Source organism: uncultured Devosia sp., from assembly GCF_913055165.1.
Taxonomy (GTDB): Bacteria; Pseudomonadota; Alphaproteobacteria; order Rhizobiales; family Devosiaceae; genus Devosia.
The window spans coordinates 12,138-33,753 of record NZ_CAJXJS010000008.1; the positions used below are offsets into that span (position 1 = coordinate 12,138).

The following is a 21,616-nucleotide window of genomic DNA, read 5'->3' on the forward strand; positions in this document are numbered from 1 at the left end:
GGGGATGTGCGCAAGACAAGCTGGCGCATGTCGACCACCGGGCATCCGTCAGGCATTGATACTGACCGGGTGCAACCGGCCAGTCCATGTCACCTCCATCATCGCAGCTCTCCCTGCACCCTCTGAATATACAATATGTGAATTTCGATTCCGGCTTGCCGCTCGCCTTTTAAGAGCCGCCGTAAAGCCGTTCCATGCCTCGCGCTTCGACCCCTCGATCACTGCGGTCATTCGGGCTCGTAGGGGCTCTCAAGATCGCCCCCGTCCCAGTCCGGTTCGTCAGCGTCTTCGAAATCGAAATCGTCCGGCGAAGGCGGCTCGGGGTCCGGGTCATCCTCGGGCAAATCATCAAAACCCGCGTCATCGAGCATGGCAAAGGCGGCTGCCTCTGCTGCAAGGTCGGCATCGACCGCCTCGAGATCGGCCCGCTCATCCCAGAAGAGCTCACCTTCGGTCCCGACAAATCTTGCGAGCTCCTGTACTAGGCCCGCCTCATCCGCAGAAGCGTCGCGTTCGGGAAAGGTCCATTCCAGATCATAAGGGTAGGTGGCAAAGAAGCGTATCGCGGCGGCGATGCCAGACGGGGTGGTTATGAGCGCGCCGTCGGGATCGACTGCAAAGGCCGGCCAGTCGGACCCGGCCGGCACAATTCCGGCGCCAGAAGGTGCATGAAAGATGGCTGATCGGGGCGGGGCGGGGCGTTTGGTGCGCCCGGCTTCCGGGGCGGCTCGAGCGGCCGCATCGCGCCAGGTGAGAACCCGGACGTGGCTGGCGGCGAGATCAAGCAGTGGCAGCCTTGTCCAGTCACTATCCGCCCGTCGGATGAGGACAATTTTGGAATTGCCGGCGATGGCCGCCGCAAGGACGAGGGACAGCTCCGGCGCGTTGAGGGCATCGGCATCGTCGATGATGATGGTGGCCCGCGAAACCATCCGGCTTTTCACTGCCTCGAGGTCCCGCACGACCGCTTTTGGGGGCGGGTGTCCCGCTGCATGGGCGATGACCACCGGGGTCAAACCGGCCGCCTGCGCGGTTCGGGCGATATCGGACACGAGGAGCCCGGCAGCACCAGTGGCCTCGACCAGCGTTAAATCGGCATCATCGAAATTCGCGTTCAGAACCGCTCGCGTTTCTTCTGAAAAGCCTTCTTGAGTGTGAGGCTCTACCGTCCGACGGCAGGTGTCTTTATTGGCCAAGATCAGCATCCGGCCAAAGGCCGCGAGTTCGGTCTGCACCAGGTGAACGCTGGCAAACCACTCACGCTGATCCGGGATATCGAGTTCCACGCATTGGCCGAGCCCGATGCTGGCCTCGGTCATTTCTGCGGCGAGTTCAGGATGGAGGTGACGCGAAAAGAATGTCCTCAACTCGCTTCGGGTAAAGGGCGCCTCAAAACAGGCCAGGGCGTCATGGATGGAAAGGACGATCGTAGCGTTTTCGTCTTCGCGCGCCTGGTTGACGAGGAGGGCGCGACCCTTGACGTCCGAAGCGTTCTGGCGTTGGCGGCTGCGCCACCGCCTCACCGCTCGCAGCGGCGCGGGATCGAGGGCCATCGGCGGGCTGGGGGTGACGCGCAGATCAAGGCCTTCTGCCGCAAAGAAGCGGTTCTGAGAATCGCCCCACAGCTTGCCCCAGTGCCGGCCATAGATCTTGCCGGCACGTTTGATCGGGTCGAGGGCCGTGTAGCGCCGCCGCGCCAGCCCCTGAGGCGTGATCTGCCGCGGCGCGACCAGAATGTGGCAGTGAAGATTGGCGCTGGCCGTGGCGATCGATCTGGCGAAAGCGTCGTCTTCGGTTCCAAAGGCGTCCTCCAGCGTTGCTTCTTCGCTCTGGGCTCCATGCGGGCGGTGCACGGCCAGAGTGGCCGCTAAATTGTGTCTCTCGACAATGATCTCGCGCGCGAAAGCTTCGGCCATGCGGCAGCTCAACTCGATCGGAAGCTCGCCAGGCATGGGCAGGGCGAGAACCAGCTCGAAGCCGAGCACGGCGTCACGGCGAGGGGCGGCGGCCTCGACCGCCTCCCAGAGATCTGCTCCCTCCATTTCCGCGCATCCCTCGGGCACCAGGGTCACCGTCTCGATCAGGTCGGGCCGGTCCTTGTGGTCGAAAGCCTGCCCTGTGCGGGCGGAAACGAGATGCCGGCGGGTGATATAGGCGAGCCGTTGGATGGATGAATGACCGCGCGAGCGCTGTAACGGCATCGATCTCGCAAACGCAATGGCCATACCAACTTCCTATACGCGATGACCCTCCGGCGAGAGCGGGAGGCGTTCTGGCAAGGGACAATAGCAAAATTTTGCGACCGACCCGGAAATTTTCGGTTTCGGGGGCACGTGTCTTGCCAGAGCCAGGGGCAGTCTCGGGGAAGACCGGTGGCGGCGATGCGCCGCCGGGCCTAACTTAGCTCAAGGAACCCAAGATGGCTGAAAATAGTCCCGGCTCGGACGACATCCGTGCGCAAACCCATGCGCTGGCCGACATGACCCGCCAGCTCACGCGCCGGAAGCTCGGCAACGGCCAGACGCCTGCAGGACGGAGCGCTGCGCTCGCCCAGAAGACGGCTCGCGTGGAGCTCGCGGCCGTGCAAAATTCGCTCGCGATTGCCGGAACTCTGACGGCAATCGCCACTCAGATTGGCTTCCAAACCTGCCCGCTTGACGCGTCTGCATTGCGTGGGGCGCTGCTCACAGTGATGGACAGTGCCAGCGACGAAGCCAAGGTCGCAGCGTTTCGCCAGTGCGAGGAGGTGTACCAGGCTAGCCGGCGCCGCCGGGTCCAAGGCGTCCAGGGCCTGGTCCTTGTGGCGCGCCCCGGCGCCGAACTCGTCAAGGCCGCAGCGGCACTGGGGCTGCGCCGTGACCGGCTCGCCGGCGGTCTCAGGGGGCGTGCCGACCCCGCGGCCTTCGCCGCTCTTGGGCGTGACTACTCGTGCTCCGTGGTTGTGACCAGCGAGGGCGAGTGCGTCCAGCTTGTCGTCGATGGCCTGGTCGATGAGGAGGCGTTGAGCCTGCTCGGCGGGCAACTGGCCCAGGTGGATGCCGTACAGACATCGGCCGGCCTTGAGGGCGAGGCGGCGCCGCCGCTCGCGGGCGATCCGCTGACGAAGGGGGCGGATGGTACTGAGGGCGATGGCGGGTTGGGTCCCAAAGGAGCCCACGGACACAATCGCATCGCCTCGGCCTTGCGCCGCCCCATGGGGTCGCCTGCGGATTCTCGTTCCGCGCCCGACCATGGAGACGAGGATATCGGGCGCTAGGCTGGAACGGATCAAAAGGTGGGCGGACGGGATTCGATTCCCGCCCGCCCTTTTTTCGCCTCTGGACTACCTGTCCTCAGCCGGCATGGGAGCGCGGCTTATCCCAGGGATTGGGGAGCCGCTCGGTCGGCGACGGGCGCCGGATGCTTTACCTGTATAGAGTGGCATCCCCCTCGGCTGGTGGGAGCGCGTTAGCAACCTTCCCATCCACGCGATCTGGGCCGCGTGTGTCCTTGCCGCGGGATCCAAAATCGGGTCCCACGTCAATTCAGATGCCGGTTTTCGCGGCGGTCGGGCGGAAATCGTGTGGCAGGGCCCATTGTGCCAACACGCTACGCTTTTTTGTTCTTAGCCACCGGACTGTATAGCCTCGGTGGCTGCCAAGCGAGGCTATCGGTCTTGATTTGACCTGTTGCCTGAGGCCGAAGAGGTTTCCCAACCCCGGCATTGCTGGACTAATAGACGCTCGTCAGCACCTCGACCTCGCGGGGACTGCCCGGCTGGATCTGGACCGCCCGGTTATAGACCTGGTCGCCGAGCTTAGCGAGGACAAGGTATTCGCCCTCGGCAAGCACGGTGGAAGGAAATGCCCCTCGCTCACTGAAAACAGTGGCGCCATCCGCAGTCTTCACGGTCCACTCGACATCGGCGATGGCTTCGCCGCCTTCTTCCGAGACGAGTCTGAACGAGACCTCAGCCGCATGGTGATAGAGTGTGGCGTCGGTCAACTGACCCGGCTCGACCCGAAGATCGGCTCGAACCAACGCATTGACGGTGCCGAAGCGTGAAACGATATGATAGGTGCCGGAAGTGAGTGTTACGATCTCTTGAGGTGGCACATTGTCGACGACCAGCGCGCGACTGCTTTCGTCCCCAGAGGTAAAGATGTCGAAATGCAGTTGCGTCGGGGAAATCGGGATGTCGCCGGTGACGGCCGAATTCAGGCGCAGGGCTCCAGCCTCGAGAATGACGTCATGGGTTGTCGTGCCTGGTACTACCGTCAGCGGTTCGCTTACCTGGGCCTGACCATAGGCAACATGCACCACATATTCCCCCGGCGGCAGTTCAAGCTGTGCGCTGCCGGCGTCGGCCTTGGCGATAAGCGCCATTTCGCCATCTTCTCCTGGCGCACCCTCAAAGACGCGCCAGACCAATCCCTCGGGAATTGGCGTGCCATCGGCAGTGATACGGGCGGTAAGTACGACCGGCTGCGGTACGCTGGAGACCGCAGCAATGGCTTCGGTGGCCGTCGTTTCGCCCTCGCTCGTCGCTCCAGTGGGCGGCACCATGGCTTCGCGATCCGGCCGGGGTCTAGGCAAAGGCGGGATCTCGCCGGTTTCCTGGGAAAGCGTGGGCTGCACGGCAGGCAAAGCGCCAAGGGCCGCCGAGAGCCCGATAAGGATTGCCAGAACTTTTGCCGAACGCATTTGATCTCCCACTCGCGGCGCCTGTGTTGCGACCGACTCTCGACTTCACCTAGAGCCCGAATGGGGAAAAGCTGTGTCACAATCGCTGTTGATTTTAAACCATTGCGTGAGACTTCAAAACCTTTTTACGTCGACGGCTGGCCTTATCGGCGGGTATGGCTGGGCCGAAACTGTTTGGAGATGATTGATGCCCGTTAATGCGGCCCTGCGTGATTACTTGCTGTCCCGCCGCTCCGTCGGCCCGGCCTTTCTGCGCGAGCCGGGGCCCAACGAGGATGAACTCGCTCAGATGCTGACCATAGCAACCCGGGTGCCGGATCACGGCAAGCTCACGCCCTGGCGGCTGGTGGTGATTGCAGGTAACGACCGGATTGCAGCCGGCGAGGCGCTGGCCGAAATCGCGCGGCAAAACAATCCGGAGCTGGATGCCGAGAGCCTTGAGATCGAGCGGCAGCGTTTTCTGCCTATGCCCCTTACCATCGGGGTCCTCTCAGCGCCGCAGGAGCATCCCAAGGTCCCGGCCTTCGAACAACTGCTCTCGGCAGGCAATGTCGCCTTTAATCTGGTTCATGCCGCCCATGCCATGGGCTATGCCGCCAGTTGGGTTACGCGCTGGTTCACTTTCGATGAAGCTGCCGCGGCCATGTTGGGCGCAGGACCAGGCGAGCGCTTTGTCGGGTTTGTCCATATCGGAACGCCCACCATCGTGCCTGAGGATCGACCCCGCCCCGCGCTTGAGACCATCGTGCGCAAGTGGAGTGGTGGGAACCGCTAGCTCTCCAGTGCCAGGGTTAACAGTGTGTTAACGTGCTGGAGTGCTAAGCTGAAGGCATTAGCGCACGATTCGCAGGCTCCCCCATGGGTGTGCAGTCCATCTCGGTTTCTCAAAGCCTGGCCCAGGCCCTCAATGCCGCGGGCAATCGCAGCGGAGTTGATTTCAGCTATCTGCTGCAAACCGCGATGCGTGAAAGCAGCCTCAACCCGCAGGCGCGCGCGGGCACGTCTACGGCGGTGGGTTTATTTCAATTCCTCGAAGGCACCTGGCTTCAGGTGATGAAGGAGGAGGGGCCAAGGCTTGGGTACCAATCCTATGCCGATGCCATCACCCGTAACTCGGGCGGCGATTATGTAATCACCGACCCGGCAAAGCGCGCCCACATCCTGCAATTGCGAGAAAACCCCGAGATCGCAGCCGATCTGGCGGCGGCGTTCACCCGGTCCAATGGCGAATATCTGCGCACTCAATTTGGGCGCATGCCCAGCGCGGGAGAGCTCTATATCGCCCATTTCCTCGGCGCCCAGGGGGCTGAAAAGATGTTTCGGGCGGGACTTCAAAATCCTGACCAGGTCGCGGTTAATCTGTTTCCGCGTCAGGCGGCCGCCAACAGGGCCATTTTTTACGATGGCGACGGGCAGGCGCGTACCATCCGGCAGGTTTACCAGGTGCTGGTGGCAAAGCACGAAGCACCGCAAAACCCCGGATTTTCCGTTCAGCAAATGACGGGAGAGGGGGCGAACCAGACCCGTGTCGCCGAACCGCCGCTGCCGTCACGGTTTTCGCAAGAGAATTTGTCCTTTACGGGCCTCTTTAAGACGGAGGCGGAGGGCACAGAGGGATCTGAGCATGACGGCTCGGCCTTTTTCACGCAGCTCTACGCGCAATGATCTAGGTCGAACGATCAGCTTGGCTGAATTTGCTGGATTGATTTTATTGAGTGTTAAGGGGTGTGACGTCTAGTAGTCCCAGGGTTTCCACGCTCCGGCAAGGAGAAACGAGAATGGCAGGGTCTTTCCGTCAGGTTCGGGCGCGGTCTACCGGCCATTTGCCGCGCGGCGTCGTCATTGCCTGCCTTGCGCTACTGTCGTGGGTAGCTGTGCTTGCGGCCTGGAGTGCAATCGTCCAGACCTTTAGCTATATCTCCGGGGTCTGATGAGCATCTGGATCCGGTCGCGATCCGCCTTCCTTATGGTGAACCGTTCCTTAAAGATTGGCCGTTAGCCTCCTCACATCAGTGCGGAGTGCGTGATGACAGGCTATGAAGCTTTTGCGGAATTGTCGCAGTCCAGGGACAGCGACGAGCGGGGACATGCGGCCCATCTTGCTGCAATGGCTTATCTCGACCACTCCGGCCCGGCTGACGAGCATGCAGCGCTCTATGCCGCCCTGATCGGGTTTCTCGATGACAGCTCGGTCAAGGTTCGGGCTGCTCTTGCCTATGGCCTGCTGCACTCCGAGCGGGCGCCGCGCCCGGTGATCCTGGCGCTCCTTCAGGATAGCGCCATCATATCCAGAGCCGTGCTGCAATATTCCCCGATTCTGATTGATGCCGATCTCCTGCCCATCATCGTCAAGGGCGACATCGCGGCGCTGACGGCGATTTCCCAGCGACGCAAGGTCAGTGCCCGACTTGCTGCGGCCCTGATCGCGAGCGGAGATCACGACCTCATCATCCGGGTTCTGGAGCGTCAGGACCTCAAGATTGACGGCAGCGTTCTCGCCGAACTCGCCCGGTCGAGGGGCACGGATGGACGGTTACGAGGTGCGCTGCTCGCTCGGAAGGAACTCCCAGGGACTGCGCGCCTCATGCTGGTGCAGCAGATTACCGAAAGCCTTAAGACCTGCCGTATGGTCAAGGGTGCCCTCACCGCTGAACGGCTCGGACGGATTTTGCGAGACGGCACGGATACCGCCGTTGCCATCATAGGCGAAGCCGAAGCGACCGACGCACGGGAGCAGTTCGTCGAGACGCTCGTCGACACAGACCAGGTTTCAGCACGGTTGCTGCTACATGCAATTGCCACGGGCCGGGTGATGTTCTTTGCATCCTGCATTGCAGGCCTGTCCTCGACCAGCGCCAGCAAGGTTTTTACGCTTCTCGAAGCCGGCAGCGCCACAACCCTTCAGGCGCTATTTTCGCGGTGCGGGCTATCGTCCAATGTCAGCGGCCTGCTGGTGCGGATCGTGCTTCACGCCAGGACCGCTGATCTGGCCGACGATGTAGCAGCGCGTCATTACGTCCTGACGGCGCTGACCGAAGAACTGATCAACGAATATGACGGGAACATCCCGGCAGAACTTGAGGAAGCGTTCTGCTATCTCAACGAGCAGAACATAAGTCTGGCCCGGAAGGCCGCCCGAGGCGTCATGGCAGCGTTCGACCGCACTACGCATGCCCAACTGCCGGTACCGCGCGAGCAGCAACAACTGGTCCTGCCCGCGGCCTAAATGGATGCGCTAGAAGCGGAACTGTTCGCTCAACACCCGCTCTTCGAGGCTGGTGCCCGGATCAAACAAAAGCGTCACGCCGTGCGTGCGGTCTTCGCGTACCGTGACTTCCGCGACATTCTGGAATTCGACATTGTCGGCGACAGCGCTCACGGGGCGTTTATTAGCCTCCCGCGTAATGAATTTGACGACCGCCCGGTTGGAGAGAATTGCTCCCCGCCAGCGTCTTGGGCGGAACGGGGAAATGGGGGTGAGCGCAAGGAGCGGCGCCTCGATGGGCAGGATGGGGCCGTGCGCGGAGAGGTTATAGGCCGTCGAGCCAGCCGGCGTCGCGAGGAGGGCCCCGTCGCAGATCAACTCGTCCAACCGCACTTCGCCATCGACCAGGATCTGGAGCTTGGCCGCCTGATAGGTGGACCTAAATAAAGAGACTTCGTTTAGAGCCAGAGCCGTCCGGGCGTTGCCGGCAATATCGATAACGTCCATGGCGAGAGGATAAATGCGGGTGCGCTGGCTGGCCATCAGACGGTCGGGCAGGTCGTCCTCGCTGAAGGTGTTCATCATGAACCCCACCGACCCAAAATTCATACCATAGACCGGTTTATCGGTTTGCATTACCCGGTGCAGCGTTTGCAGCATCAGGCCGTCGCCGCCCAGCGCCACGACATAGTCGGCCGCGTTGAGACCCACCTCGCCATAGCGCCTGCGAAGACGCTCGGCCGCCGCTTCAGCAGTGGGTGTTTCGTTGGTGACGAAACAGATTTGACACATGCGGCTGGCCCCTGCGGCGATTTTCAGGGCGCCTGCCTAGCACGAGTGGTTCGCGTGTGCCAGCGCGGCGGCTCGCGCGGATGTCCAATGCTATTGAATCAAATTTGCCGACATCTCGCTTCAAAACTGCCTACGGGCCGCAAGGACCCGTTGCGACTGCAATCTTAGGAGAGTTGGAAGATGCGGCAGGAACCGCGTCAAATTGAATAAAATTGTATCTATCCTGCTTAGGCAGGCGCAATGTCTCGCGCGCATTCTGATGCCATCAACGCATCAGGGATGGCGCAAATGAATACCAAGTTTTCCATGAAGATCGCGGGCCTGGTCCTCGCGCTCGTCGTGACTTCCACCGGCGGTGCATCCGCCTATCACCAGACATCGACCGCCCCGGCTTTTGAGCCGGTCGTTCAGATGGCGGCCATCACGCCGCTTTCCATGCAGTATTTCTGCGCCAAGAACCGAAGCGAATGCCGCTCGGGCGGCAGCGGGCAAGTCACCATGACGCCCGATCTCATGGCCATGCTCAAGCAGGTCAATGTTCACGTGAACCGGGCCATTCGACCCAAGGTGGATGTCTCTGACAATTGGAGCCTCAACCCGACTGCGGGTGACTGCGAGGACTACGTTATCAGCAAGCGCAGCATGCTCATTCGCCATGGTGTCTCGGCCGGGTCGCTCCGGATCGCCTACACGCATACGCGCCGGGGTGAGCCCCACGCTGTCCTGGTCGTTCGGACCAGCCAAGGCGACTACGTGCTCGACAATCTGAACAATTCGGTCAAGACGCTCCGGGCTTCGGGCTACAATATTCGCTCCATGTCCGGCCCCAATCCGATGCGTTGGACCGCGGGCTAGCAGTCCGAAGAAATCATAGTTGCAAGGTCCCGCGTCTGCGGGACCTTTTGTTGTTTTGTTTACAAATCCTCGGTCGCCACATGCAAGTTATGCGTCTGGCGCATGCCTGCTTTGCGGAAACGCGCTCGCGCGAACCAGTTGCAGCCCCAAGAATTATTCCAAACACCATCGAACGAGGAAGTTTGTGGCGCAAAAGACATCGGGCTTTACCATATTTAACGCGCCATACTTGCGAATGAGACTAACAATACGTAAACACCATGCTTGACCGTGGAGCCAAGGCAATCTAAAACCTTGTCGCGGCGCACTTTAGGAGAGTGAGATGCGGAACCGATTTGCATCAATACTGACAGCTGGGGTAATGACTGCAATGTCTCTTGGCGCGGTTCAGCCGATCGCCGCACCTGTCCCAGGGTTTGAAGAACTGTATGAGGCGGTGCTTGTGGCGTGCACCCCGCCGCTTGGGACCCCACCTGCATGCGAAGCGGCGATTAATGCCTATTCGGCGGCCTTGGTGGCAGCTGGAATTGATCCCGCGGTGGCGCTGCAGTCGTTCACGGAATTGCGCGCTGAAGTGCGGGCTCGAGGTGGCGGTGACGTTATCGACGCACTCTTCGAAGAGCTGCTGCCCGATTCCGGCGCGGTTGGCGGCAATGAGGCTAGCCCGGTCTAAGGGCATTTTCTCTACATTTCATACTAGTCACTGAGGGCGTGAGCGTAGTTCACGCCTTTTTTGCGCGCATTCCAAGTATTACGCATGTTCATGGGGGCGATGCTTCTTGCGCATGACTGCTTGCTTGAAGAGAATTGTGTTTCTTAACTCGAAGGGGACTGTGGCTTCGGGCCGCGTCAAGTTAACCACGCAAGTGGAATATTGCTCATTCATGCCACGTTAGCTGGTTTTGAAGTCTTCCGGAGCGTTTTTGGACTTGGCGATCGTAAACTTTCTGTTAAACTCATACTGCGGCACAAAAATGATGTGACCACCCTGGTGCAGAGGGAACAGAGATCGTGGACAGTCTAGCGCGCGCTGAAACTTTGGATGGTGTCGCCCAAGTGGGCATGTATCCGCTCGACGATGTCGACCGGGAGCCTTCTCAAGATCATCAAGTCCTCGAATACCGTCAGCGGATAAGCTGGCATTCGGGTCTGCCCGTGCGCTGGACGACGATGCCGGATAATAGCGAACCGTCGCGCCGCCTGCAGCTGGCCATCAAACGGGTTATCGACGTTACTGGTGCCGCGATTGGGTTGGTCATTCTCGCGCCATTGCTCATATTTGTGGCCCTTGCCATCAAGGCCTCCAGCCCTGGGCCGGTCTTTTTTCGACAGGCGCGCGAAGGGCAGGGGGGTAAGCTGTTTGATGCGCTCAAATTCCGCTCAATGCGCATCGAGAGCTGTGATCTCTCAGGCGTCTCGCAGACGCAGGACAATGACCCCAGGGTGACCCCGGTCGGGCAATTCATCCGCCGGACGAGCATTGATGAGCTGCCGCAGCTGTTCAATGTTCTTGTTGGCGATATGTCCCTTGTAGGCCCGCGACCACATGTTCCGGGCATGCTGGCCGGCGGTCGGTCCTATCGGGAGCTCGTGCCCTACTACGATGAGCGCCTTGCGATGCCGCCCGGGATCACCGGTTGGGCACAGGCCAATGGCCTGCGAGGGTCCACGCGGGACCGGCGGTTAGCGCGTGAACGCATCGATCATGATCTGGCCTATATCCAGAATTTTTCCGTCTGGCTGGATCTCAAAATCATCGCGAAAACCGTGGTTCGCGAGTTCTTCACCGGAAGCGGCAACTAGGCTGTGTTGACAAAAGGGATTCCCAAATCGCTGCCTGGCTGATTCAAGGCTTCCTTTCAGAGGAGGCAGTTTTGGCTCGGGGCGATCTGACTGATGATCAGTGGGCGCTGGTAGGGGCATTGTTGCCGGCCGAGCGTGGTCGGTGGTCTCGGCCAGCCCTGGACAACCGGCGCTTTCTGAATGGCATGCTCTATGTGTTGCGGGTCGGTTGCCCCTGGCGCGACATGCACGAACGCTATGGCAAGTGGAACTCGGTCTATGTCCGGTTCCGGCGCTGGGCAGAGCAAGGGGTCTGGGACGCCTTGCTGGAAACGCTGGTCGAGCTTGGGCTCACCGACGACTGGCAGCACATGATCGACAGCACCACGGTGCTCGGCCACTCTCAGGCAGCGGGCGCAAAAGGGGGACTCATAAGGAGGGTTTTGGTCGAAGCCGCGGCGGCTTTACGAGCAAAATCCACGCCGGCGCAGACAGTCAGGGACGCCCTCTTGGCTTCGTCCTCACCGGCGGCGAAGCCTCCGACTACAAGGCCATCGATGACCTGATCTCCTTGCCTGTCGCCAAACCCAGGCTGATGCTGGCTGACAAGGGCTACGACAGCGACGATGTCCGCGCCAGCCTGCTGCTCAAGGGGATTCTGGCGGTCATCCCGCCCAAGGCCAACGATAAAGAGGCCATCGCCTGCGATTACCGTGCCTACAAGGAACGTAATTGGGTCGAGCGCATGTTCAACAAGCTCAAGCAGTTCCGGCGCATCGCAACCCGATAAGACAAGACCGCCGTCTCATTCCTTGGCTTCCTGGCATTCGCCGCCGCAAAGCTATGGATGCCAACTTATGTCAACAGGGCCTAATCTGCACAGATCAGTGTTTCAGGAGCGCCTGGTGCGCGCGCCGATCGCGGGATGTGCGGCCCATCACGCGGTCTGCAAAAAGCTCGTTGATCCATCAGGAGTAATTCGGACAGCACTCAACACGCCAGTGGCAAAGGCGCCGGTGTCCAGGCCGATGCGGCCGGGCGTGACTTCGGGGGCGCTGGTCGGAGTGTGTCCATGGACCACACGGTCCGGATAGGCGTTGTTCGCCCCTAGAAATTCTTCCCTGATCCAATGCAGGTCCGACGGGGACTGGTCTTCGAGAGAAACGCCGGGTTTGACGCCAGCATGGACGAAGAGCCAGCCAGGTAGGCTGACGGTCCATGGGCGGCTATTCAAAAAATCCAGGTGCTCCTCGGGGATATAGGCCCTGAGCATCTGTTCAAGACGCCGGGTCCCCATTGCTGGAACTTGCGCTGTCGGCAGCCCGTAGGACTTAAGGGTTTCAAGGCCGCCAAGCTCGAACCACTGCGCCCACCGATGGGGGCGTTCAATGAACTCGGCTGCCATGACCTCATGATTGCCCTGCAAACAAATACGCTCAAACCCTGGAGGAGGGGGGGCGAGCAGGTGATCGATGACGCCGGCCGCCTCCGGACCACGATCGACATAGTCCCCCAGCATGATCAACAGCTTTGGCCCCTCGAAGCGGATGCCATCCGCGATGATCTGCCTTTCCAATTCCTGCAGTTCCGCAAGACACCCGTGCACGTCGCCGATCGCGTAAAGCGCTGAAGGCATTTGTTCGAGCCGGATATGTCGGCTGCCGCTTGTGGGGTGCTGTGGCTGCGATCGGCCCCAGAGACGTTTGAAAGCCCCGAACATGACTAACGATGCGAATTGCCGCGTTGCGCGCGCGACGTCGTGGCGAGGCCAGCCGCAACGATTGCGACGAAGAGGAAGGTGTTGGCAGGGATCTCCAGGCTGAAATCAACGGTGGAATGGATTGCCACCTGCACGATCACCGCGAAAGCGGCAATCTGAGCGGTCCAGGAGCCAATATCCTGCCGCATTGCCTGCAGCAGGCGGAAGGCAATGAAGCCGACGGCAAGAATGGGCATCGACCCGGCGATCAGGCCCAGTTCTGCCCAGAGCGTTAAATAGGTGTTGTGCGCCATGCTCCAGGCCAAATCAGGGCTTAGCGGCAACTGGTGGACGATCGGGAAGGCAATGCCGAATGTGCCGCCGCCAAAACCGGTCAAGGGCCGTAGCGCGATCAGATCCAGCACCTGCTGGTAGAGCAGAAGACGACTATCGGAACCAAAACCTTGCCATTCGATGCGTTCGAGGAGCCCGCCACCGAACAACCAAAGCAAGGCCACGATGAGGCCGACCCCCAGCGGAATGAGCACGAGAAGCAGGCCCAAGCGGCGAATGGCCAGCAGGGCGGCGACGATGACCACAACCGATCCGGCAAGGGCGGCGAACAGGCCCATGCGGGACTGCGTTCCCACGATTGCGAGCATGAGAAACGCATAGGCAGCGCCATAGAGGATGACATTGCTGCGCAGCCCAGTGATCCAGCCGTCGTCCCGGTGCCGTTCGGCCTGCCGCTTCAGCACCGCGCAGCCATGGGCTAACGTCAGAATGGCGCCAAAGCCCAGAAAGGTGGCAAATGAGTTCCGATTGACAAAGCTCCCGGTCAGGGAGCCGAGATAAGCCCATTTGGGCAGGCCAAGAATGGTGTCCCCCGTTCTCAGAGCAACAAGTCCATAGGCCGCATAGGCAAGCGTGATGACGATTAGCCCATGCAACAGGACCGGACGGCGCTTGTCACTGATCCCCAGCTGCATGATCAAAACTGCGACGAGTGCGAAGCTTAACTGCCGCAGGAGCATCAGGACGGTCTGGCCCGGCGCAACGCTGGTCTGTGGTGCCGTCAGAACGATATTGCCTTCAGCCAGAATGGGCACTGCTCCCACCGGCACGAGCTGCAACAATAGAGCGATAAATGTCAGGCCGAAAAGTGCGGTCGGAACGGGGTGTGCCGTAAGGGGCACGCGCAATTGTGACCTTGAACGCAGCTGCCAGGCGAAGAAGACCGTTGCGATGAGACCGGCGTAAATCCCCCAAATCGTCCAGATGAACGGGCGTGCGCTGGCAAAAGGCAGGGGTACCAGCGCGAAGAGGACCAAGAGAGCCCATAATGCGAAACGGTTCTGGGGCCGGCTACGCGACTGATCGTTCAATAAACCCCCTGCGCGTCCGAGATGGGAAAGTCCTAGGGCCGCCATGCTCAAAATGACACCTTTAGAGTTGCCGCCGGATCAGCGAAAGGAAGCGACGTTGAACGGCCTCAGGCTGGGCTTCGACTATTGTCTCAGCGCGTTCGCGGAAGGCCGGGTTGGTGACATATTCGCGTGCCACGACCCAACCTCGGTTGGAGGGGACGAGGGCCGCGGTATCCGCGTCGGCGACCGCCCGAATACGATCCGAAACCGCGTCCGGGGCGCTCTGGACGAGCTCAAATCGAGCCGCGGCGAGCCAGCTTTCGTTCGGGCCCGTCAGGGCCGACCGGACAATACTGGTCTCAGCCGCCTCTTGATCGCCTTGGCGCAGCTGTGCGGTGGCAAGGATCAACCAGGCATAGGAATCGGCTGGGGATGCGGATACCGATTGCTCGGCAATGCTGCGGCAAAGCGGCTGGGCGTTTTCCTGCTGCTCTTCGGTTGCGAAGCGAAAAGCCAAAGGCGCAGTTTCCTGCAAGATCAGCTCGCACCGCCGCAAGAACGCGCGGCGGCCTTGGATCGACAGGGGCAGCACCGTCTCCTCGGCTGACATGCTCATGAATTGCGGAAGCCCGGTGAAACCGGATCCGACTGTATTGGCACCAGCTTCTTTGTGGAATGCCATGGAGCCAAGTGCCACGGTGCCGAGCGATACGGCCAATAGGCCCCACAATGAAAAACGGTGTGTTCTGCTCATCATCTTTTAGGGTCGGCCAGAGTCGGCGGGTTGATCACCAATGATGGTGGACGCCAGTTGATGGAACTGGTCATTGCCAAGGATCGCGACGCAGCACGGTCAGCTCTCATAGGAATAATAGCCACCATATTTACGGTAATAGTCGGATCGCGACTGCTCCTGCTGGGTGAGGGCAACAAGCACGGGTATGTTTTCGCCTGCGGCCTCTTCAAGCGCCTCGATATTCTTCCTTGCTTCCCCTTGTTGGGTGCTCGCCCACTTGATGACGAAGGCGATGGCATCAGATTGCTGGCAGATATAGAGGCCGTCAACAACCGGCCCTATGGGCGGAGTGTCGAGAACGACCAGGTCGAAGGCGCGGCGCGCTGCGGCCAGGATGCGCTGGAAGGAGCTGTTGGAGAGGAGCTGGTCGGTAGGAACATTGCTTCGCCTTGATCCCACGATGATCGAGGTCTTGGACAAGGGGTCCTGCACCATGATCTTGCGAAGGGCAGCGACGTGATCGGTGTCATCCGATTGGAGCAGCTCAAGCAGACCTATATCGGACTGCAGGCCGATATGCCGATGCACCGAGGGTTTGCGCAGATCGCAATCGATCAGCAGGACCGACTGACCCGAGAGCGCGGCCGATCGGGCAATGGAAAGGGCGAGCGTGGTTTTGCCTTCATTGGGATTGGAAGAGGTCACCATCAGCACCCGGCCAGTGCCTTCCTCTTTTGGTCCAGGCTGGGTTTTCCGGATCGCCTGATCAATGGCGGCCCTGGCGCGCCGAATGGATTCTGAAAAAACCGATAGCGGGGACGCCACGACAAGGTCAGCGTGGCTCTTGGACTCGTTCTTGGCCTGTTGCCGCGGGACGGTGGCGGCCACAGGGCGTTTGAGGACCGTGGCGACCTGTTCGTCGGTGACAAAACCACCGATCAGGTTTTCGTAGAGGAATGCCAGGGCAACGCCCAATCCAAGCCCTGCCAGTCCGGCGAGGATCAGGATCAGTCGCTGGTTGGGGAAGGATGGACCGTTTGGTGCAAGCGCGGCAGAAACGATGCGGCTGTCGGCCAATTGCAGGTCTGCCTGCGCTTCGAGGTCCTGGGCGCGCGAGAGCAGTGTCTGATACTGACGTCGCGCCAGTTCTGCGTTTTGCTGCAGCTCGAAAATCTGGGTGAGCGTGTCGGCCGAGAGCGCCGAACCAATGATTTCGGAACGGAGTGATTGACGCAGCGCATCGGCCTGGCTCTGGGTCTGCTGCAGATTGCTCTGGAGAGCCGAGACCTCGCTCGTTGCCGCCTCCAGAAGGCTTTGCTCGATATTGGCCAACTCATTCCGCAGATCGACAGCAGCTGTGCCGTCCGCAGCGCTCTCAATATCGCGCTGCAGCCGCTCGCGTTGGCTCTCAAGTTCGGCAATGGCTTCGGTTTCGAGCGAGTTGACGATTGCGTTGATGTCGTTTCCGGCAATGGCGACCTGCACGGTATTGGCCAGGCTTGCAGATTGCTCGCGGGCTGCCTCCAGAGCGGCGATCTGGCTCTGCATGCTCGTCAGATCGCTCCGGCCGCTGTCACGGGCGATCTCGTTGATATTGTCCGCTATGAACTGGTCATAAGTGTTCTCGGAGGTCACGATGGCCAGCCGAGCCTGTTCCAGCCGGCTCTGGATCACCGAGAGCGAGGCGATGGCACTTGAAACCTTGGAGGAGAGCTGATCCTGGATATAGACCTCCGCCAGGGTATTGGCGAGGTTGGCGGCCATGGCGGCGCGTTCCGAGCTGGCCTGAAGCGAGATCAGATAGGTTAGACCGCGACGCTGAACGGTAACAGCTGAACGCAGTTTGGCCAGTGTCTGGTTGACGGCTTCCTGTCCGGTGGGGAGCTCAGGCACCGGTATACCGAAGAACGACAAAAGCCGCGCCCTCAGGCCAACTGAGACACCGAATTCGGGGTCCGAGATCAGGTTCTCACGCTCAATGACCTTGATGAGGATGTTGTCCGATCGTGCCAGCTCCACTTCGCTGTCGATCCGGGCGTTGTCGGCGGCCGAGGAGGACCCCTGCAGGGCCGTATCGTCCAGAATGTTCTTCCGCGAGGGGTCGACCATCACCAGGGCCGAGGCGGTGTAGAGCGGCGTCAGGGTGAAGGCCACCGATGCGGCCAGGCCCACGACCAGCACGGTTGTGGACACAATCAAGAGCAAACGACGTTTCAGCAGGCCGATGATGCCGCGGATGTCGATTTCATTCTCTTCCATGAGGTTCGTTCCGTAACTGCTCAGTGCCTGATGTTGTAGGGGAACCGCGACCGGGCGCGTCTAGCGCAATGCCGGGGCCGCTGCGGCCAGAAAAGCATATTCAGTCCGCAAGATCGGACGGACGCACTTGATGCCTGGTTCGCAATGGATAGGACCAGTCTTGATGTGTGGTGCGCACCCTTTTGCATCGTCAAGATGCTCTTGTCGCACAAGAATCCTAAAGATTTTCAATTTTCTGAGGCCGCGAGGGGTGAATCGATTGGGCTTTGCGCAGTAGTTTCAAGTTTGATTGGTGTTAAGCCCCATATTTGTCGCTATTTCCAGTGTCTTTCGGGGCTCTCGTGCGAATTGCCGCAACTACGGTTAAGCGGGATAGGCATATCCGCAAGGACATAATGCTCGATAGATTGCAGGGACCAGCCCGTTCCGCAATCTGGGTTTGTTGCATGGCGCGCGCATAGGTGGCATGCGTCGTGGACAGGGTTTCGTCGGTCCTGGCATGCCGACGGAACGAATGCCCGGACGGGCTGGCGGACGTTTCCCTCACCAACGATTGCGTGTAACTACTGCCCAACCGCGTGAGTTGGTCGGGCAGGTGAAGGCATGGGGCATCAGAACGTGCGTTGTCGTTTCGGGGCTATCTGGTTGTTCTGCCTAAAGGCGCACGCTGGGAAGGGACATGGCCATGAGCGTTGACCAGATTTTTGTGCTGGTCCTTCTCGGCCTGATCTTTGTTGGCTTCATCACCGAAATCTATCCCCCCGAGGTCGTTGCTCTCAGCGCCTCGGCGATCCTACTGGTCACTGGCATCGTCACCACAGATCAGTTCCTGACGGTCTTCAGTTCTCCGGCTGCCATCACTATTGCCATGATGTTCATCATGTCCGCTTCGCTCGAACGGACGGGCGTGCTCGATGCGGTGGGTCAGTTCATCCGAGGCGTCGCCAAGGGATCCCTGCTTCGCGCGACACTGGTCATGATGGTCGGGGCCGCAGGGGCGTCAGCCTTCATCAACAATACGCCTGTCGTCGTCCTGTTGACGCCGGTCATGATTTCCATTGCGCGATCACTTGGCGTGCAACCATCGCGCCTTCTCATTCCTCTTTCCTACGCCTCGATCTTGGGGGGGACGCTGACGCTGGTTGGCACATCGACAAATGTGCTTGTGAGCGGGGTGGCCGAACAGGCTGGCCTGGCGCCAATTGGCATGTTCGAGATGACGGGCGTTGGCGCCATTTTCGTCGCTATCGGGCTTATATACACCACCATTGCCGGCCGGTTTCTCCTGCCCGACCGCGCGTCGATGGCCAGCATGCTTGGACAAGAGGGCAAGCGCCGCTTCATGGCGCGTTTTCTGATCCCCCATGGTTCGCGCTTTGTCGGTAAGATGATTAAGGACCTGCCATTCCATGATCCCTCGGCACGCATATTGGACGTGGTGCGCGGCGAAGCATCGATGCGGCGCCGGATGGCAGACCTGACCCTACAGGCCGGCGATCGGGTCGTGGTCAAGACCGATACGGGCGAGATTCTTGGGCTAAAGGAAAACGGTCAGATCGAGTTTCGCGAGATCGAAGAGGGGGGGCTGGAGCCGGTTACCGCTGAGCAAACCGTCCTCATGGAGGCCAGCATCGGTCCCAGCTCGCATCTTGTCGGTCGGCCAGTGGTGGAGCTCAAACTGCGCCGCAAATATGGGGTGTACCTGATAGCCGTTCACCGGCAGGAGCAGAACATTTCGCAGAACATTCAGGCCCTCCGCCTGCAATTTGCGGATACGCTTTTGTTGGAGGGCCCCCCTGAAGGAATTCGGCGCCTCATGGAAGATGGTGGGGTCGTCAATCTGACCGCACCGTCCGAAAGGCCGATGCGCCGCGGGCGAGCCCCGATTGCCGTCGGTACAATCCTTGCCGTGGTGCTCCTTGCGGCGTTCAATGTCATGCCAATTGCGGGGCTTGCCGTGATCGGCGCCGTCTTGGTGATGCTCACCCGTTGTCTTGACCCCCAGGACGCCTTCGAGGCCATAGATTGGCGCATCCTGTTCCTTATCTTCGGCATGCTGGGCTTTTCGATCGCTCTTGAATCCACCGGAACAGTGCAGGTTCTCGTCGATTTCGCGGCGGGCCAACTCGCCTTTGCCGGGCCGCTCGCTATGCTTGCCATGATCTATATTCTCACCAGCGTTCTGACCGAGATCGTCTCCAACAACGCCGTGGCAGTCCTTACCGGGCCCATCGCGGTCGCCTTGGCCTTGCATCTCGGCTACGATCCGCGCCCCTTCCTGATGGCCGTTATGTTTGCCTCATCGGCAAGCTTTGCAACGCCCATCGGCTATCAGACGAACACATTTGTCTATAGTGCGGGCGGTTACAAGTTTAGGGATTTCCTAGTAGTCGGCTTACCCCTCAACATAATCTTTGCTGCGGTTGCCATTGTTGCTATCCCGTTATTTTTCCCATTCTGACCGTTAGTTTGCAGTTTCTTCATTATTTTTTGCTTCTTTCTGCGTCCTCTGGTTGACCAGTTCCTGCGGCCGCTGCACTTGTCGCTCCAAAAGCGCAGGGCAACTTGGTGTTACTGGTCGTTCTCTCCAGGTGTTCTAGTGGCGTCCGATCGATCTGCCGGCACGAATAGCGGGTTGATCAGGGCGCCGGGGAAACAAGGTGTCGCTCACACTGAGAGGAAGGCGAATGGTCGGGAAGTCAGCGGTCGTTTTTGGCGGAGCGGGGTTCGTCGGGTCGCATTTGCTCAAGGCTCTCGTTGCCAGCGGCGAATACGATAGAATCGTGAGCGGCGACATTCAGGCGCCACGCTTCGCGGTTGAAGGGGTCGACTACAAGCACGTCGATGTGACGCGGCCTATCCCTGAGGAGGTTTGCGACACCGCTACGGAAATCTACAATCTGGCGGCGGTGCACACCACGCCGGGTCACCCGGATTGGGAATACTTCTGGACCAATGTGACCGGCGCCACGAACTGTTCCGATTTTGCGCGTCGGGTCGATTGCAGGAAGATCGTCTTTACCAGCTCGATCTCCGTTTATGGCGCCAGCGAGGATCCAAAGGACGAAAGCTCGATGCCAATGCCGGATTCCGCCTATGGGCGATCAAAGCTGTGTGCAGAAGCCATTCACGCCCAGTGGGCGAAGGAAGACCCGGGGCATCGCCGGTTGGTGGTCGTGCGGCCGGCCGTCATCTACGGCTACACAGAGGGCGGGAACTTCACTCGTCTCGCTCACCTGATGGCCACAGGTCGCTTCCTGTTTCCCGGCCGGACGGACACGGTGAAGGCCTGTGGTTATGTCGAGGACCTCATCCGCTCTTTCCGCTTTGCATTGGACTGTGACCAGACCCATCTCGTCTACAATTTTGCCCATGCCGAGCGGTTCACCTCGCAGACCATCTGCGATGCATTTACCGCCGTTGCGGGTTATCCCAGGGCCAGACGCATTGTGCCGATATCGCTGATGATGCTTGCCGGGGTCGGGTTCGAAATACTCAGTTTGTTGGGCATACGCAGCTCGATAAATCGTGCGCGGATCAGAAAGCTCTATCGGTCGACCAACATCGTGCCTGCCAAGCTTGCCGAACTTGGATTCACTTATAGCTATGATCTGCCCCAATCTCTGCGCCACTGGCGCGAGATGAGCGGAGGGGAGGTCTTTCGCTAATTGGAATCGGCACGGACCGGGTGACCCCTTGCGAACCTATGCCTCAGTCTTTGCCGCTTCCCGCAAACCGGTATTGGCCGAGATAAGAATAGATCGGATCTGTTCAAGCAGCGCCTTCTGCTGTTCGAGCTCCCCGATGCGTCGGCGGGCGGCGCTGGCTGATGCTTCAAACGCTCGGATCTCGGCCTCTTCCTCCGCTGACCGGACGGCGTATTCTCCGCTCGCTTCAAGAAGAGACGTAGCGCTGAGATAGGCTTGGTCCATACGCGCTTTCAGTCCTGCCATTTCTCGACCGATCTCAGTCAGCTGGCCGTCGACGGCGGACGCAATGGTACCCAGTCTGTTGACATCTGTCTGGCGGTCCCGATCCGGTGAGCGTGTGCGGAACGGCAGTCGAATTTGAAACATGGCTTGACCTTCCAGGCGGACAAATCGGCGGGATGATAGTTGCGATTTGGTAAATGAATGGTCACGCGTGTGCGAGGGTCTGGCTCGAGATTGGCAGGTTTTGGCTGAACCCCACCCAGCCAACCATTTCAGTTCACCAAGGCTGATGGCATGCATCACTTC

General features: G+C 60.1%; 18 protein-coding genes and 1 pseudogene. 11 read left to right on the forward strand and 8 right to left on the reverse strand.

What is annotated here, in order from left to right; translation table 11 throughout:
• Positions 1-227: 227 nt before the first annotated feature.
• Entirely contained in the window at positions 228-2,225 is a 1,998-nt protein-coding gene (locus tag QZ564_RS04560) for a MobA/MobL family protein (protein ID WP_297105331.1), read from the reverse strand.
• A 194-nt stretch (positions 2,226-2,419) separates the two neighbouring features.
• On the opposite strand from QZ564_RS04560, the gene QZ564_RS04565 reads away from it, so the two are divergent.
• Positions 2,420-3,256, forward strand: a complete 837-nt coding sequence (locus QZ564_RS04565; protein WP_297105334.1) for a hypothetical protein — start codon at positions 2,420-2,422, stop codon at positions 3,254-3,256.
• Positions 3,257-3,711: 455 nt separating this feature from the next.
• Here QZ564_RS04565 and QZ564_RS04570 read toward each other — a convergent pair whose 3' ends face one another.
• Positions 3,712-4,683, reverse strand: coding sequence for a hypothetical protein (locus QZ564_RS04570; protein ID WP_297105337.1), 972 nt, complete (start codon positions 4,681-4,683; stop codon positions 3,712-3,714).
• 187 nt (positions 4,684-4,870) lie between these two features.
• Here QZ564_RS04570 and QZ564_RS04575 point away from each other — a divergent pair, with 187 nt between their 5' ends.
• The 4 genes from QZ564_RS04575 (at position 4,871) to QZ564_RS04590 (ending at position 7,909) form a co-directional block, all read left to right on the forward strand.
• Complete coding sequence (locus QZ564_RS04575; RefSeq protein ID WP_297105342.1) at positions 4,871-5,458, forward strand: nitroreductase; 588 nt, start codon at positions 4,871-4,873, stop codon at positions 5,456-5,458.
• An 83-nt stretch (positions 5,459-5,541) separates the two neighbouring features.
• Positions 5,542-6,348: a transglycosylase SLT domain-containing protein gene (locus tag QZ564_RS04580; RefSeq protein ID WP_297105345.1), complete on the forward strand. Its 807-nt coding sequence runs from the start codon at positions 5,542-5,544 to the stop codon at positions 6,346-6,348.
• A gap of 113 nt (positions 6,349-6,461) precedes the next feature.
• Positions 6,462-6,614 (forward strand): hypothetical protein, encoded by a 153-nt coding sequence (locus QZ564_RS04585; RefSeq protein WP_297105348.1) that lies wholly within the window; start codon positions 6,462-6,464, stop codon positions 6,612-6,614.
• Positions 6,615-6,709: 95 nt separating this feature from the next.
• Complete coding sequence (locus tag QZ564_RS04590; RefSeq protein ID WP_297105350.1) at positions 6,710-7,909, forward strand: DUF2336 domain-containing protein; 1,200 nt, start codon at positions 6,710-6,712, stop codon at positions 7,907-7,909.
• A 9-nt stretch (positions 7,910-7,918) separates the two neighbouring features.
• On the opposite strand, the gene QZ564_RS04595 is transcribed toward QZ564_RS04590, so the two are convergent.
• Positions 7,919-8,680: an NAD kinase gene (locus QZ564_RS04595; protein WP_297105352.1), complete on the reverse strand. Its 762-nt coding sequence runs from the start codon at positions 8,678-8,680 to the stop codon at positions 7,919-7,921.
• Positions 8,681-8,968: 288 nt separating this feature from the next.
• Between QZ564_RS04595 and QZ564_RS04600 the strand changes: the two genes are divergently transcribed.
• From QZ564_RS04600 to QZ564_RS04615, 4 genes and pseudogenes are all read left to right on the forward strand, one after another.
• Positions 8,969-9,535 carry a transglutaminase-like cysteine peptidase gene (locus QZ564_RS04600; protein ID WP_297105355.1) on the forward strand — a complete coding sequence of 189 codons (567 nt, stop codon included), beginning with the start codon at positions 8,969-8,971 and terminating at the stop codon, positions 9,533-9,535.
• 514 nt (positions 9,536-10,049) lie between these two features.
• On the forward strand, positions 10,050-10,208 hold the full coding sequence (locus QZ564_RS04605) for a hypothetical protein (RefSeq protein WP_297105358.1): 159 nt from the start codon (positions 10,050-10,052) through the stop codon (positions 10,206-10,208).
• 389 nt (positions 10,209-10,597) lie between these two features.
• Positions 10,598-11,338 (forward strand): sugar transferase, encoded by a 741-nt coding sequence (locus QZ564_RS04610; protein ID WP_297105542.1) that lies wholly within the window; start codon positions 10,598-10,600, stop codon positions 11,336-11,338.
• A 122-nt stretch (positions 11,339-11,460) separates the two neighbouring features.
• Positions 11,461-12,107: pseudogene (locus QZ564_RS04615) on the forward strand (IS5 family transposase).
• Positions 12,108-12,254: 147 nt separating this feature from the next.
• Here QZ564_RS04615 and QZ564_RS04620 read toward each other — a convergent pair.
• The 4 genes from QZ564_RS04620 to QZ564_RS04635 form a co-directional block, all read right to left on the reverse strand.
• Entirely contained in the window at positions 12,255-12,953 is a 699-nt protein-coding gene (locus QZ564_RS04620) for a metallophosphoesterase family protein (protein WP_297105360.1), read from the reverse strand.
• Between the two features lie 86 nt (positions 12,954-13,039).
• On the reverse strand, positions 13,040-14,347 hold the full coding sequence (locus tag QZ564_RS04625) for an O-antigen ligase family protein (RefSeq protein ID WP_297105363.1): 1,308 nt from the start codon (positions 14,345-14,347) through the stop codon (positions 13,040-13,042).
• Positions 14,348-14,462: 115 nt separating this feature from the next.
• Positions 14,463-15,101, reverse strand: a complete 639-nt coding sequence (locus QZ564_RS04630; protein WP_297105366.1) for a hypothetical protein — start codon at positions 15,099-15,101, stop codon at positions 14,463-14,465.
• Positions 15,102-15,236: 135 nt separating this feature from the next.
• Positions 15,237-17,378, reverse strand: a complete 2,142-nt coding sequence (locus tag QZ564_RS04635) for a Wzz/FepE/Etk N-terminal domain-containing protein (RefSeq protein ID WP_297105369.1) — start codon at positions 17,376-17,378, stop codon at positions 15,237-15,239.
• Positions 17,379-18,063: 685 nt separating this feature from the next.
• Here QZ564_RS04635 and QZ564_RS04640 point away from each other — a divergent pair.
• Positions 18,064-19,839 (forward strand): SLC13 family permease, encoded by a 1,776-nt coding sequence (locus QZ564_RS04640; RefSeq protein ID WP_297105372.1) that lies wholly within the window; start codon positions 18,064-18,066, stop codon positions 19,837-19,839.
• A gap of 226 nt (positions 19,840-20,065) precedes the next feature.
• Positions 20,066-21,046, forward strand: coding sequence for an NAD(P)-dependent oxidoreductase (locus QZ564_RS04645; RefSeq protein WP_297105375.1), 981 nt, complete (start codon positions 20,066-20,068; stop codon positions 21,044-21,046).
• Positions 21,047-21,082: 36 nt separating this feature from the next.
• Here QZ564_RS04645 and QZ564_RS04650 read toward each other — a convergent pair whose 3' ends face one another.
• Positions 21,083-21,613, reverse strand: coding sequence for a hypothetical protein (locus QZ564_RS04650; RefSeq protein WP_297105380.1), 531 nt, complete (start codon positions 21,611-21,613; stop codon positions 21,083-21,085).
• Positions 21,614-21,616 lie beyond the last annotated feature (3 nt).

Bases quoted from the DNA above. Each gene is read 5' to 3' on its own strand.
- QZ564_RS04560 (WP_297105331.1), bottom strand. From the start codon at position 2,225: ATGGCCATTGCGTTTGCGAGATCGATGCCGTTACAGCGCTCGCGCGGT.
- QZ564_RS04565 (WP_297105334.1), top strand. From the start codon at position 2,420: ATGGCTGAAAATAGTCCCGGCTCGGACGACATCCGTGCGCAAACCCAT.
- QZ564_RS04570 (WP_297105337.1), bottom strand. From the start codon at position 4,683: ATGCGTTCGGCAAAAGTTCTGGCAATCCTTATCGGGCTCTCGGCGGCC.
- QZ564_RS04575 (WP_297105342.1), top strand. From the start codon at position 4,871: ATGCCCGTTAATGCGGCCCTGCGTGATTACTTGCTGTCCCGCCGCTCC.
- QZ564_RS04580 (WP_297105345.1), top strand. From the start codon at position 5,542: ATGGGTGTGCAGTCCATCTCGGTTTCTCAAAGCCTGGCCCAGGCCCTC.
- QZ564_RS04585 (WP_297105348.1), top strand. From the start codon at position 6,462: ATGGCAGGGTCTTTCCGTCAGGTTCGGGCGCGGTCTACCGGCCATTTG.
- QZ564_RS04590 (WP_297105350.1), top strand. From the start codon at position 6,710: ATGACAGGCTATGAAGCTTTTGCGGAATTGTCGCAGTCCAGGGACAGC.
- QZ564_RS04595 (WP_297105352.1), bottom strand. From the start codon at position 8,680: ATGTGTCAAATCTGTTTCGTCACCAACGAAACACCCACTGCTGAAGCG.
- QZ564_RS04600 (WP_297105355.1), top strand. From the start codon at position 8,969: ATGAATACCAAGTTTTCCATGAAGATCGCGGGCCTGGTCCTCGCGCTC.
- QZ564_RS04610 (WP_297105542.1), top strand. From the start codon at position 10,598: ATGTATCCGCTCGACGATGTCGACCGGGAGCCTTCTCAAGATCATCAA.
- QZ564_RS04620 (WP_297105360.1), bottom strand. From the start codon at position 12,953: ATGCCTTCAGCGCTTTACGCGATCGGCGACGTGCACGGGTGTCTTGCG.
- QZ564_RS04635 (WP_297105369.1), bottom strand. From the start codon at position 17,378: ATGGAAGAGAATGAAATCGACATCCGCGGCATCATCGGCCTGCTGAAA.
- QZ564_RS04640 (WP_297105372.1), top strand. From the start codon at position 18,064: ATGAGCGTTGACCAGATTTTTGTGCTGGTCCTTCTCGGCCTGATCTTT.
- QZ564_RS04645 (WP_297105375.1), top strand. From the start codon at position 20,066: ATGGTCGGGAAGTCAGCGGTCGTTTTTGGCGGAGCGGGGTTCGTCGGG.